Source organism: Streptomyces sp. NPDC085596 (genome assembly GCF_044541565.1).
GTDB lineage: Bacteria > Actinomycetota > Actinomycetes > Streptomycetales > Streptomycetaceae > Streptomyces.
This window is the reverse complement of the sequence record NZ_JBITTC010000010.1, coordinates 82,796-95,378: the sequence shown is the minus strand read 5'-3', so window position 1 is coordinate 95,378 and position 12,583 is coordinate 82,796. Positions and strand designations below refer to the sequence as shown.

General features: G+C 71.8%; 10 protein-coding genes. 4 read left to right on the top strand and 6 right to left on the bottom strand.

The genetic code is table 11. From position 1 onward, the window contains the following. Positions 1 to 3 precede the first annotated feature (3 nt). Positions 4 to 486, top strand: a complete 483-nt coding sequence (locus tag ACIGA3_RS25995) for a transglycosylase SLT domain-containing protein (RefSeq protein WP_399720113.1) — start codon at positions 4 to 6, stop codon at positions 484 to 486. Between the two features lie 72 nt (positions 487 to 558). On the opposite strand, the gene ACIGA3_RS25990 is transcribed toward ACIGA3_RS25995, so the two are convergent. The 3 genes from ACIGA3_RS25990 to ACIGA3_RS25980 all read right to left on the bottom strand — a co-directional run bounded on the left by ACIGA3_RS25990 (position 559) and on the right by ACIGA3_RS25980 (position 3,951). Then, a complete protein-coding gene (locus tag ACIGA3_RS25990) occupies positions 559 to 1,368 on the bottom strand; it encodes an HAD family hydrolase (RefSeq protein WP_399720111.1) in 810 nt (269 codons plus the stop codon). Positions 1,369 to 1,433: 65 nt separating this feature from the next. After that, positions 1,434 to 2,636: an FAD-dependent oxidoreductase gene (locus ACIGA3_RS25985; protein WP_399720108.1), complete on the bottom strand. Its 1,203-nt coding sequence runs from the start codon at positions 2,634 to 2,636 to the stop codon at positions 1,434 to 1,436. 43 nt (positions 2,637 to 2,679) lie between these two features. Further along, complete coding sequence (locus ACIGA3_RS25980; protein ID WP_399720501.1) at positions 2,680 to 3,951, bottom strand: ATP-grasp domain-containing protein; 1,272 nt, start codon at positions 3,949 to 3,951, stop codon at positions 2,680 to 2,682. A 246-nt stretch (positions 3,952 to 4,197) separates the two neighbouring features. Between ACIGA3_RS25980 and fahA the strand changes: the two genes are divergently transcribed. After that, positions 4,198 to 5,415, top strand: coding sequence for a fumarylacetoacetase (fahA, locus tag ACIGA3_RS25975; protein WP_399720106.1), 1,218 nt, complete (start codon positions 4,198 to 4,200; stop codon positions 5,413 to 5,415). Between the two features lie 163 nt (positions 5,416 to 5,578). After that, positions 5,579 to 6,511: a M56 family metallopeptidase gene (locus tag ACIGA3_RS25970; RefSeq protein ID WP_399720104.1), complete on the top strand. Its 933-nt coding sequence runs from the start codon at positions 5,579 to 5,581 to the stop codon at positions 6,509 to 6,511. A gap of 9 nt (positions 6,512 to 6,520) precedes the next feature. On the opposite strand, the gene recQ is transcribed toward ACIGA3_RS25970, so the two are convergent. Beyond that, positions 6,521 to 8,545 (bottom strand): DNA helicase RecQ, encoded by a 2,025-nt coding sequence (gene recQ / locus ACIGA3_RS25965; RefSeq protein ID WP_399720101.1) that lies wholly within the window; start codon positions 8,543 to 8,545, stop codon positions 6,521 to 6,523. 146 nt (positions 8,546 to 8,691) lie between these two features. On the opposite strand from recQ, the gene ACIGA3_RS25960 reads away from it, so the two are divergent. Continuing rightward, positions 8,692 to 9,294 carry a Uma2 family endonuclease gene (locus ACIGA3_RS25960; RefSeq protein WP_399720099.1) on the top strand — a complete coding sequence of 201 codons (603 nt, stop codon included), beginning with the start codon at positions 8,692 to 8,694 and terminating at the stop codon, positions 9,292 to 9,294. 67 nt (positions 9,295 to 9,361) lie between these two features. Here the strand turns inward: ACIGA3_RS25960 and nuoN are convergent, their stop codons facing one another. Together nuoN and ACIGA3_RS25950 are read right to left on the bottom strand one after the other, a co-directional pair. Beyond that, the gene (nuoN, locus tag ACIGA3_RS25955) at positions 9,362 to 11,011 is read right to left on the bottom strand and encodes an NADH-quinone oxidoreductase subunit NuoN (RefSeq protein WP_399720097.1); all 1,650 of its coding nucleotides are present in this window, start codon (positions 11,009 to 11,011) and stop codon (positions 9,362 to 9,364) included. Beyond that, positions 11,008 to 12,579, bottom strand: a complete 1,572-nt coding sequence (locus tag ACIGA3_RS25950; RefSeq protein ID WP_399720095.1) for an NADH-quinone oxidoreductase subunit M — start codon at positions 12,577 to 12,579, stop codon at positions 11,008 to 11,010. Before ACIGA3_RS25950 ends, nuoN begins: the two co-directional genes overlap by 4 nt. Positions 12,580 to 12,583 lie beyond the last annotated feature (4 nt).

The window sequence follows — 12,583 nt, the reverse complement described above, 5'->3', positions numbered from 1 at the left end:
GACATGTCTGCTGTTGCTCAGCCGCGCCGTGCCCGCACCAAGCGCATCGTCCGCACGCTCGCCGTCACCGGTACCGGTGCCGCGCTGTTCGCGCTCCCCCTCATCGGCGCCACCAGCGCCTCCGCCGCCCCGGCCGCCAAGCCCGCCGCCGCCTCCACCGTGTACCCGAACAACCTCGACGGCTGGATCCGCCAGTCCCTGGCGATCATGGCCGAGAAGGGCATCCCGGGCACCTACAACGGCATCCACCGCAACGTGATGCGGGAGTCCTCGGGCAACCCGCTGGCCATCAACAACTGGGACATCAACGCCATCAACGGCACCCCGTCCAAGGGCCTGCTCCAGGTGATCGACCCCACCTTCAGCACCTACCACGTGGCCGGCACCTCCTTCGACCCGTACAACCCGGTCGCCAACATCACCGCCGCCTGCAACTACGCGGCCCACCGCTACGGCTCGATCGACAACGTCAACGGCCCGTACTAGAGGGACCGGCCGTACGGCCTCCGCACCGCGCCCCCGTCGCACGCCTCGCGCGTACGGCGGGGGCCGTCGGCGTCACAGGGCGAAGAGGCGCTCCAGGACGACGGCCACCCCGTCGTCCTCGTTGGAGAGGGTGACCTCGTCGGCCACCGCCTTCAGTTCCGGGTGGGCGCCGGCCATCGCGACACCGTGGGCCGCCCACTGGAACATCGGGATGTCGTTCGGCATGTCGCCGAAGGCGACCGTGTCCCGGCGGGCGAGGCCCAGGTGCTCGGCGGCCAGCGCGAGACCGGTCGCCTTGGTGATCCCGCACGGCTGCAGCTCGACCGTGCCGGGGCCCGACATGGTGACCGTGGCCAGCGAGCCGACGACCGAGCGGGCCGTGGCCGCCAGCTCGTCGTCGGACAGGCCGGGGTGGCGCAGCAGCACCTTGCTGATCGGTTCGCACCACAGCTCCTCGCGCCGCTCCACCCGTACGGCGGGCAGGGTCGGGTGCGGCATCCGGTAGCCGGGCTCGATCAGGGTGAGCCCGTCCACGCCGTCCTGGTCGACGGCCGCGTGGACCTGGCCCACCTCGGCCTCGATCTTGCCGAGGGCGGTCTCGGCCAGCTCCCGGTCCAGCCGGACCGACCACAGCAGGGTGCCGGTGGCGGCGTCGTAGACCTGGGCGCCCTGCGCGCACACCGCGAGCCCCGTGCCGCCGAGCGCGGCCAGCAGGGGGCGTACGCGGGGCGCGGGGCGGCCCGTCACCACGAGGTGCCGGGCTCCGGCGCGTGCCGCCCCCGCGAGCGCGGTGAGCGACCTGGCGGAGACCGTGTCGTCGCCGCGCAGCAGCGTCCCGTCCAGGTCGGTGGCGATGAGTGAGCGAGTGGAGGGTGCGGCCATGATCAGAGAATACGGACCGCGGCTCCCCCCGACTCACCACGCGCGCACCGGAGTTGACGCGTCGGTCAGCTCCGCGCGCCGTGTGCCGCCGCCAGGTGCTTCGCCAGGCGCGGGGAGGCGAATTCCGTGCCGCACACGAAGCGCATCACCGGGCCGTACGACGCGGCCGCCGGCAGGCCGGTGAAGTACAGGCCGGGCAGCGAGGAGACATAGCCGGGGCCGAGGCGGGGAGCGCCCCTGGTGGCCGCGAGGCCGGTGCGCAGGCCGGGGCCCAGGAAGTCCAGCGCGGCCAGGTCGACCCGGTAGCCGGTGGCCGCGATGACGTGGTCGGCGGTGAGCCGGTCGGTGCGGCCGCCGTGGGTGCGCACGGTGAGCACCGACGCGCCGTCCACCGCCTCGACGGACTTGACCCGCGCCACCTCCCGCACCCGCACCCGGCCCTCGAAGCGGTCGCGCAGCCACCAGGCGCCGAGCGGGCCGAGGACCCGGCGGACCAGCTGGTGCCGGGTGGCCTCGGGCAGGAAGCGGTAGGGCTGGGCGTAGTAGCTGAGCGCCCACAGCGACCAGGCGCGGCCGAACGGCGACTCGGGCCGGAACCTGGGCTGCTCCCAGGGCGGCGCGCCGAAGGCGACCTTCCCCCGGCCGCGCGAGACGACCCGTACCTTCGCGCCCGCCTCGGCGGCGAGGGCGGCCGTCTCCAGCGCGGACTGTCCGGCGCCGACGACGATCAGCTCCTTGCCCGCGAACCGGCCGAGGTCGTGATGGTGGGAGCTGTGCGAGACCAGTGCGGGCCCGCCGAGCGCCGCCCCGGCCAGCTCGGCGGGCAGGTGGGCGAAGCCGGAAAGACCGGTGGCGACCACGACGGCGCGGGCGGCGAACTGCTCCCCCGAGTCGAGCTTCAGCTCGAACCCGCCGGGCCGCGCACGCTCCACGGACACCACCCGGACCTGCTCAAGATCCGGCACCAGCCGCTGCTGGAACCACTCCCCGTAGGCGATGAAGGTCTCCGCCGGGATGATGTCCTCGTCGGTGACCAGGCGCCGGACGCCCGCCGCGTCGCAGTAGTCGGCGAGGGTGTGGCCGGGCTGGGGGCAGTCGAGGCTGGAGGCGGCCGGAGTGGATTTCAGGAGCATGCCCTCGGGCATGTGGTCGCGCCAGCTGACCATGGGGTCGCCGAAGACGCGTACGGGGATGCCGCGCGCCCGCAGATGGGCGGCGGTGGACAGGCCGTACGGCCCGGCCCCGATGACTGCAACCGGTCGGATCACGAAGTCCCTCCCAGGACGCGGTGCGCCACGTGCGTGGCCTTGCCTACTTCGTGGAGTGCGGGGTGCCGCCGCCCCGGCGGTTGGTCCGCCAGAGCTGGTAGAGGTGCTTCGCGCCGGGGCGGACGAAGCGGGCGAGCATCGTGAGGAACGGCATCGGGTCGTCGCCCGCGAGCCAGGCCAGCTCGGTCCCGCTGGCCCGCGCCGGGGCGTTCGGCGTGGTGTAGCCGCTGCGCCGGTAGGCGAGCAGCGCGGGCAGGTCGATGTTCTCCACGACGAACCGCCGCCCGGCCTGCTGCTCGCCCTCGGGGACGGCCCGGCCGGTGAGGTTCAGGTGCAGGGCCCGTACGACGTCCACGCCCGACTCGCTCTCGAAGAGCCGGAACTGGGCGCCCGTACGGGGGTTGAAGTCCAGCAGCTTGTACTGCCCGTCACGGCGGTCGAAGCGCAGGTCGAGGTCGACGACACCGGCGAAGCCGAGCTGTTTCACGAACCTGGTTGCCAGGTCAGCGAGTTCGGGGTTGTCGACGACATAGGCGTGGGCCGTCATGCCCGCGTGCGGGGGCCAGGAGCGGACCTTGACGCCGGTGAAGACGGCGAGCGGGTTCGCGTCCGCGTCGAAACAGGCGTGCACGATCCAGTCCTCGGCGGCCTCCCTCGGCAGATACTCCTGGAGGATCACGCCGGGGTCGTCGCCCCAGTCGCGGGCGAGGGCGAGCAGGCCGGCGCGGGTGCCGATCCGGGTGGTGCCGCCCACGGCGGGGCGTCTGCGCCGGACGAACGCCTCGCGGTTCTTGGCCACCACCGGGAACAGCGCCTGGTCCGCGAAGGCCACGATCTCGTCGTACGAGCGCGGGAAGACGGTCGTCGGGGTGGCGATGCCGTGCTCCTGGCACAGCTCGTGCAGCCCCTGCTTGCTGGCCAGCCGCCTCGGCAGGGCCGCTTCGACGCGCGGGAACAGGAAGGCACCGGACAGCTCGTCCTGGTGCTCGGCGACGAGTACGGCCGCTTCCTCGTCGGTCGGGATCAGGACGGCCGGGCGGCCGATGCGGCGGCCGATCCTCCGTAACCCCTCGACCAGGTGCTCCGGTTCCTCCGCGCCGGTCGTCGGCCAGACGAACGCCCGCTCCAGATAGCGGGATGCGGCGGCCGGCGTGTACGGGTCCTCGGTGATGGCATACATCGGCACACCCAGCCGGCCGAGGCTGCGGATCGCGCCGACGCCACCGTGATGCAGCGGATATCCGCCGAACTTGACTATCAGGCCGGGCACTTCACGGTCCGCCTCAAAAGGCGCGCCGAAGCGGCTTCCGGCCACGGGTCCCCCCACGTGTCCCCCTTTTGGACCGGACCCACCCCGTCCGTGTCCCCCGAAGGACGCTAAGCCGGAACACTTCCCTCCGACAAGAGCCATTCGGACATTGCGAACTCTTTAGACACGGCCCCGGCCGGCCCCCCGCACCCTGCCCAACACACCGTCTCCGGACGTAACGTGTGGCCCGACGCCATGGATCATCAACCCAGGCCGAAGCGGATGAGAGTGAGGCAGCACCCCATGCCCCCCGTGCCACCGTTCGACGTTCCCGAGGGTGACCCCTTCGGTCCGCACAACCTTCCCCTTGGCGTGTTCTCGCCCTCCGGCAGCACCGATCGCCGGGTCGGTGTCCGGCTCGGCGGCCATGTCCTGGACGCGGGCGCCGCCGCCACCGCGCTGGACTCCCCGCACGCGGAACTGCTCACGGCGCCGACCCTCAACCCACTGCTGGCCGCCGGGCCCGCCGTCTGGTCCGAGGTGCGCGCGGCGCTGACCGAGTGGGTCACACTGCCCGCTCACCGGGCCACCGTGGAGCCGCACTTCCACGAGCTGTCGCAGGTCACGCTCCATCTGCCGTTCGAGGTCGCCGACTACGTCGACTTCTACGCCTCCGAGCACCACGCCCGTAATGTCGGGCAGATCTTCCGTCCCGACTCCCCCGACCCGCTCACCCCCAACTGGAAGCACCTGCCCATCGGTTACCACGGCCGGGCGGGCACGATCGTGGTCTCCGGCACCGATGTCGTACGCCCCTTCGGCCAGCGCAAGGCCCCCGCCGACCCGGCGCCGGTCTTCGGGCCCTCCGTCCGGCTGGACATCGAGGCGGAGGTCGGCTTCGTGGTGGGCGTGCCCTCCGCGCAGGGCACCCCGGTCCCGCTGACCGGGTTCCGGGACCACGTCTTCGGCCTCTGTCTGCTCAACGACTGGTCGGCTCGGGACATCCAGGCATGGGAGTACGTCCCGCTCGGCCCCTTCCTCGGCAAGTCCTTCGCCACCTCGGTCTCGGCGTGGATCACCCCGCTGGCCGCGCTGGAGGACGCGCGGGTGGCCCCGCCCGAGCGCACCCACCCGCTGCTGCCCTACCTCGACGACTCCGTCCCCGGCATCGAGCCCGGCGGCTACGACCTGCGGATCTCCGTGGCGATCAACGGCCAGGTGGTGGCCGAGCCGCCCTTCTCCACCATGTACTGGACCGGCGCCCAGCAGCTCGCCCACCTCACGGTCAACGGCGCCTCGCTGCGCACCGGCGACCTGTACGCCTCCGGCACGGTCAGCGGCCCGGCCGAGGGGCAGCGCGGTTCGCTGCTGGAGCTGACCTGGAACGGCCGCGACCCCCTCGAACTCCCCGACGGCAAGCGGGCGTTCCTGGAGGACGGCGACGTGGTCACCTTCACGGCCTGGGCGCCGGGGAAGGACGGGAGCCGGATCGGGCTCGGCGAGGTCGAGGGGCGGATCGTCAGCGGCTGAGGCGGGGGCGGGCCGACGGGGTGCGTGTGGTGCCGTACGCCTGTCTTCGGCGGGCCGGGGCCGTCATACTGACGGCATACGAACCGGGCGGCACGCACCCGCGTCCCAGCGGGCCGTACCTCTTTCCGACCAGGCACGTCCGAACAGGAACCGGAGCCCCGGCATGACCGTCTGCCTGCTCCTGCTGACCGTCCTCGCCCTGACGGCCGCCGTACCGGCGCCCCGTGCGCTGACCCGCGCCGACTGGCCGGAGCGGGAGCCGGTGGTGGCGCTGTGGGTGTGGCAGTGCCTGGTCGCCACGGTCCTGCTGTGCTGTCTGACCGCGCTGGTCCTGGGCGCGGCGGCCGTCTTCCACACCGTGCGTGACCATGTCTTCGCCCCGGCCCCGCCCGCCGTCACCGCCGCCTACGACCTCTCCGCCGCGCCCGCCTGGGCCGCCGCCCTCACTCTGCTGCTGGCCTCCGGCGCCGCCTGGACCACGGCGATGCTGGGCCGCGAGCTGACCGAGGCCCGGCGGCGGCGCGGGGTGGCCCGCGCGCAGCTGCGGGAGCCGGACCTGCCCGCCGGGCTGCCCCCGGCGCGCGGTCCGCTGCTGGTGCTGGAGGACGAGTATCCGGACGCCTGGTGGATGCCCGGTCATCCGGCCCAGCTGGTGGTGACCACGGGGGCACTGCACCGGCTCACCGGGCATCAGGTCGACGCGGTCCTCACCCATGAGCGGGGCCACGCCCGCGCCCACCACGACTGGCTGCTGCATCTGTCGAGCGCTCTCGCCACGGGCTTTCCGCGCATCCCGCTCTTCGCCCACTTCTGCGACCAGACGCACCGGCTGGTCGAGCTGGCCGCCGACGACACCGCCTCCCGGCGCTGCGGCCATGTCACCACCGCGCTGGCCCTGATCGAGCTGAACCAGCACCGGGGCGTGCTGTCCTGCGCCTCCAGCCACCGGCTTCTCGGGGAGCGCGTGGACCGGCTGCTGGAGCCGCCGCCCCGGCTGCCGCGCGGGCGCCGGGCGCTGACCACCGCCGTGGCCGCGCTGGTGCCGTTGCTGCCGCTGCTGATCACCTTCGCGCCGGGGCTGACGGCGCTGGCGTGACCCTGCCGGTCAGGACCAGTCCGGCTCCGGCTCCTCCTCGCCCTCGGGCCAGTAGAGGTCGGGGGAAGCGGCGGAGGCTGATGCGGGGGCGTGGGCGGGTGCGGGTGCCTGGGCCTTGGGTGCCGCTTCCGGTGAGCCGGCCGGGGCGGCCTGGGCCTCCAGCACCGCGAGCACACCCTCCCCGTACGTGGCGAGCTTCTTCTCGCCGACCCCGTTCAGCGTGCCCAGCTCGCGCACCGAGCGGGGGTGGCTGGTGGCGATCTCGCGGAGCGTGGCGTCATGGAAGATGACGTACGCCGGGACGCCCTGCTCCTTCGCCTGCTCCGCGCGCCAGGCGCGCAGCGCCTCGAAGACGGGCACCAGCTCGGCGGGCAGCTCGGCCGCCGCGGTCTTCCCCCTGCGCTCGCCCCGGCCGGAGGAGCGGGCGACGGTCGGGCGCTTCGGCTCCTTGCGCAGCGGCACCTCGCGCTCGCGCCGCAGCACCTCCCCGCTCGTCTCGGTGATCACCAGCGTGCCGTACTCCCCCTCGACGGCCAGCAGGCCCTGGGCGAGCAACTGCCGCACCACGCCCCGCCATTCGCCCTCGGCCAGGTCCTCGCCGATACCGAAGACGGACAGCTGGTCGTGGTCGAACTGGATCACCTTCGCGGTGCGCTTGCCGAGCAGGATGTCCACGATCTGCACGGTGCCGAACTTCTGGCCACGCTCGCGCTGGAGCCGCACCACGGTGGAGAGCACCTTCTGCGCGGCCACCGTGCCGTCCCAGGTCTCCGGCGGGGTGAGGCAGGTGTCGCAGTTGCCGCAGCCCGCCTGGTCCGGGTCCTGGCCGAAGTAGGCGAGGAGCTGGCCGCGGCGGCACCGGACGGTCTCGCACAGGGCGAGCATCGCGTCGAGGTGGGCGCCGGCGCGGCGGCGGAACGCCTCGTCGCCCTCGCCGGACTGGATCAGCTTGCGCTGCTGCACGACGTCGTTGAGCCCGTACGCCATCCAGGCGGTGGAGGGCAGTCCGTCGCGGCCCGCGCGGCCGGTCTCCTGGTAGTAGCCCTCGATGGACTTGGGCAGGTCGAGGTGGGCGACGAAGCGGACGTCGGGCTTGTCGATGCCCATGCCGAAGGCGATGGTGGCGACCACGATCAGGCCGTCCTCGCGCAGGAACCGGGACTGGTGGTCGGCGCGCACGGCCGCGTCCAGGCCCGCGTGGTACGGGACGGCCGCGATGCCGTTGGCGGTGAGGAACTCGGCGGTGCGCTCCACCGAGTTCCGGGAGAGGCAGTAGACGATGCCGGCGTCGCCCGCGTGCTCCTCGCGGAGGAAGGCGAGGAGCTGCTTCTTGGGGTCGGCCTTGGGGATGATCCGGTACTGGATGTTGGGCCGGTCGAAGCTGGCGACGAAGTGCCGGGCCTCGGGGAGGTTCAGCCGCTGGGTGATCTCCTCGTGGGTGGCATGGGTGGCCGTGGCCGTGAGCGCGATCCTCGGCACGTCCGGCCAGCGCTCGCCGAGCAGGGAGAGGGACAGGTAGTCGGGGCGGAAGTCGTGACCCCACTGGGAGACACAGTGCGCCTCATCGATGGCGAAGACGGAGATCTTGCCCCGGGAGAGCAGATTGAGCGTGGCGTCCACGCGCAGCCGCTCCGGGGCCAGGTAGAGCAGGTCCAGCTCGCCGGCGAGGAACTCGGCCTCCACCGTGCGCCGCTCGTCGAACCCCTGCGTGGAGTTGATGAAGCCGGCCCGGACACCGAGGGCGCGCAGCGCGTCCACCTGGTCCTGCATCAGCGCGATCAGCGGCGAGACCACCACGCCCGTGCCGGGGCGGACCATGGCCGGGATCTGGTAGCACAGCGACTTGCCGCCACCGGTCGGCATGAGCACCAGGGCGTCACCGCCCGCCACCACATGCTCGATGATCGCTTCCTGCTCACCGCGGAAGGAGTCGTACCCGAAGACCCGGTGCAGCGTGGCCAGCGCCTCACTCTGGTCCGCGCCCGGCTCCTCGGTCACCGTCGTCATCTCGCTGATCCCACCTGTCCCGCTCATCGCCATCCCCGGTGCGCCGTCCCTCGACCACCGCCTCCACCATAGGCGCCCCCGCCGACAGCCCCTTGAGTTATCCACAGGAGACCTGCCCGTTTCCCGTCGATAGTCTGGATGCTCCGGCGAGACTCCGTCCCATGGGAGCACTGATGAGCGTCGCACCGAAGGCGTCCACATCCGCCTGGCCGACCCCGCCGGAGGGCGGGTGGACCGCCGACGACCTGGACCAGCTTCCGAATCTTCCTCCGCACACGGAGTTGATCGACGGGAGCCTCGTCTTCGTGAGTCCGCAGACCATCTTTCACGAGCGTGCCATCGACTACCTCAAGTGGCAGCTGCAGTCCGTCGCACCGGACGACTTGGAGATCTTCCGCGAACTCACCATCGATCTGGACCAGCAGAACAGGCCGGAGCCCGACGTGGTCGTGGTGCGCGCGGACGCGGCGGAAGACATGACGCAGACGCGGTTCCCCGTGAGCGCGGTCGTGCTGGCCATCGAGGTCATGTCCGAGGAGTCCGTGTCCCGGGACCGCGAGACCAAGCCCATGAAATACGCCCGCGCGAAGATCCCTCACTTCTGGCGGGTCGAGAACGAGCGGGGCCGCGCCGTGATCCACGCCTTCGAGCTGGAGCCGACCACCGGCACCTACACCAGCGTGGGCATCTTCCGGGACCGGATGAAGGTCGAGGCGCCTTTCGCCGTCGACCTGGACCTCACCCGGATCAAGACCCGCCGGGACACGGCCGAGTAGCCACCGCTCGCACACGCACGACGGCCCGGCACCCCCCGAGACTGGGGTGCCGGGCCGTCGTGTCGGGTCAGCGGACGAAGACCCCCGCCTGTCCCGCCAGGTCCAGGAAGTACTGGGGTGCCACGCCCAGGACCACCGTCACCGCCACGCCCACCGCGATGGCGGTCATGGTCAGCGGGGACGGGACCGCGACCGTGGGGCCGTCCGGCCTCGGGTCGCTGAAGAACATCAGGACGATCACCCGGATGTAGAAGAAGGCGGCGATGGCCGAGGAGATCACGCCGACCACGACCAGCGGGGCCGCGCCGCCCTCCGCCGCCGCCCGGAACACCGCGAACTTCCCCGCGAAACCGCTGGTCAGCGGGATACCGGCGAAGGCCAGCAGGAAGACCGCGAAGACCGCCGCGACCAGGGGTGAGCGGCGGCCGAGCCCGGCCCACTGGGAGAGGTGCGTCGCCTCGCCGCCCGCGTCGCGGACCAGGGTGACCACGGCGAAGGCGCCGATCGTCACGAAGGAGTACCCGGCGAGGTAGAAGAGGACCGCCGAGACACCGTCCTCCGTCGTGGCGATCACACCCGCGAGGATGAAGCCCGCGTGCGCGATGGACGAGTACGCCAGCAGCCGCTTGATGTCGGTCTGGGTGATGGCGACGATCGCGCCGGCCAGCATGGTGACGATCGCCACGCCCCACATCACCGGCCGCCAGTCCCAGCGCAGCCCCGGCAGCACCACGTACAGCAGCCGCAGCAGCGCGCCGAACGCGGCCACCTTGGTCGCCGCCGCCATGAAGCCGGTCACCGGGGTCGGGGCGCCCTGGTACACGTCCGGGGTCCACATGTGGAACGGCACCGCGCCCACCTTGAACAGCAGGCCCATCACCAGCAGCGCCATGCCGATCAGCAGCAGCGCGTCATTGCCCATGGTGTCCGCGAGCGCCGGGTCGACCCCGCTGACCGTGCCGTCCACCACGGCCGCGATGCGCGCGTACGACACCGAGCCCGCGTAGCCGTACAGCAGGGCGATGCCGAACAGGGTGAACGCCGAGGCGAAGGCGCCGAGCAGGAAGTACTTGACCGCGGCCTCCTGCGACATCAGCCGCTTGCGGCGGGCCAGCGCGCACAGCAGGTACAGCGGGAGGGAGAGCACCTCCAGGGCCACGAACAGCGTCAGCAGGTCGTTCGCCGCGGGGAAGACCAGCATGCCCGCGACCGCGAAGAGCAGTAGCGGGAACACCTCGGTGGTGGTGAACCCGGCCTTCACGGCCGCCTGTTCGCCCTCACCGCCCGGCACGGCGGCGGCCTGCGCCGCGAAGGAGTCGACCCGGTTGCCGTGCGCCGCCGGGTCCAGCCGCCGCTCCGCGAAGGTGAACAGGCCGACCAGCCCGGCCAGCAGGATCGTGCCCTGCAGGAACAGGGCCGGTCCGTCCACCGCGATGGCGCCCATGGCCGCGATGTGCGCCTTGGTGGTGCCGTACCCGCCGGCCGCGAGCGCGACGACCGCGGCGAACGCGGCGCACAGCGCGACGGCGGAGACGAACACCTGGGCGTAGTAGCGGGAGCGGCGCGGCACGAACGCCTCGACGAGCACCCCGATCAGGGCGGCGCCGAACACGATCAGCGTCGGCGACAATTGTCCGTATTCGATCTTCGGCGCGTCGATCTTGGAGATCGGATCGGCCGCCGTTGTCCACAGGCTGTGGACGGCTGTTGTGCTCACTTGGCCGCCTCCACCGCGGGCTTGGGGTCCTTCTCGTGTACGTCGGACATGGTCTGCTTGACCGCCGGGTCGACGATGTCGGTGAGGGGCTTCGGATAGACGCCCAGGAAGACCAGCAGCACGATCAGCGGCGCCACCACCAGCACCTCACGCACCCTCAGGTCGGGCATCGCCGAGACCTCCGGCTTCACCGGGCCGGTCATCGTGCGCTGGTACAGCACCAGCGTGTACAGCGCGGCGAGGACGATGCCGAGGGTGGCGATGATCCCGATCACCGGATACCGGCTGAACGTGCCGACCAGCACCAGGAACTCGCTGACGAACGGCGCGAGTCCCGGCAGCGACAACGTCGCCAGACCGCCGATCAGGAACGTGCCGGCGAGCACCGGGGCGACCTTCTGCACACCGCCGTAGTCCGCGATGAGCCGGGAGCCGCGCCGGGAGATCAGGAACCCGGCGACCAGCATCAGCGCGGCCGTCGAGATGCCGTGGTTGACCATGTAGAGGGTCGCGCCGGACTGGCCCTGGGTGGTCATGGCGAAGATGCCCATGACGATGAAGCCGAAGTGCGAGATCGACGCGTACGCCACCAGCCGCTTGATGTCCCGCTGGCCGACCGCGAGCAGCGCCCCGTAGACGATGCCGATCAGCGCCAGGACGAGGATCACGGGCGTCGCCCACTTCGACGCCTCCGGGAAGAGCTGGAGGCAGAAGCGGAGCATGGCGAAGGTACCGACCTTGTCGACCACCGCCGTGATGAGCACCGCGACCGGCGCGGTGGACTCCTGCATGGCGTTGGGCAGCCAGGTGTGCAGCGGCCACAGCGGCGCCTTCACCGCGAAGGCGAAGAAGAAGCCGAGGAACAGCCAGCGTTCGGTGCTCGTCGCCATGGTCAGCGAGCCGTTCGCGCGGGCCTCACCGATCTCCTGGAGGCTGAAGCTCCCGGCGACGACATACAGCCCGATCACCGCGGCCAGCATGATCAGGCCGCCGGCCAGGTTGTAGAGGAGGAACTTCACGGCCGCGTACGACCGTTGCCGCGAAGCCGCCTCCTCGCCCTGGCTGTGGGCCCGGTCCCCGAAGCCGCCGATGAGGAAGTACATCGGGATCAGCATGGCTTCGAAGAAGATGTAGAAGACGAAGACGTCGGTCGCCTCGAAGGAGATGATCACCATCGCCTCGACGGCCAGGATCAGCGCGAAGAAGCCCTGGGTGGGCCGCCACCGCTTGCTGCCCGTCTCCAGGGGGTCGGCGTCGTGCCAGCCCGCCAGCACGATGAAGGGCATCAGCAGCGCGGTCAGCCCGATCAGGGCCACCGCGATGCCGTCCACGCCCAGTTCGTAGCGGACCCCGAAGTCCCTGATCCAGGAGTGCGACTCGGTGAGCTGGTAGCGGGCGCCGTCCGGGTCGAAGCGGACCAGGACGACGATCGCCAGCGCGAGCGTGGCCAGGGAGACCAGCAGGGCCAGCCACTTGGCGGCGGTGCGCCGCCGGGCCGGCACGGCGGCCGTGGCCACCGCCCCGAGCGCCGGGAGCAGCGCTGTCGCGGTCAGCAGGGGAAATGACATCGAA

What these genes read in the sequence shown, in the direction of transcription:
- ACIGA3_RS25995 (WP_399720113.1), top strand. Translation starts at nt 4, where the DNA reads ATGTCTGCTGTTGCTCAGCCGCGCCGTGCCCGCACCAAGCGCATCGTC.
- ACIGA3_RS25990 (WP_399720111.1), bottom strand. Translation starts at nt 1,368, where the DNA reads ATGGCCGCACCCTCCACTCGCTCACTCATCGCCACCGACCTGGACGGG.
- ACIGA3_RS25970 (WP_399720104.1), top strand. Translation starts at nt 5,579, where the DNA reads ATGACCGTCTGCCTGCTCCTGCTGACCGTCCTCGCCCTGACGGCCGCC.
- recQ (WP_399720101.1), bottom strand. Translation starts at nt 8,545, where the DNA reads ATGAGCGGGACAGGTGGGATCAGCGAGATGACGACGGTGACCGAGGAG.
- ACIGA3_RS25960 (WP_399720099.1), top strand. Translation starts at nt 8,692, where the DNA reads ATGAGCGTCGCACCGAAGGCGTCCACATCCGCCTGGCCGACCCCGCCG.
- ACIGA3_RS25950 (WP_399720095.1), bottom strand. Translation starts at nt 12,579, where the DNA reads ATGTCATTTCCCCTGCTGACCGCGACAGCGCTGCTCCCGGCGCTCGGG.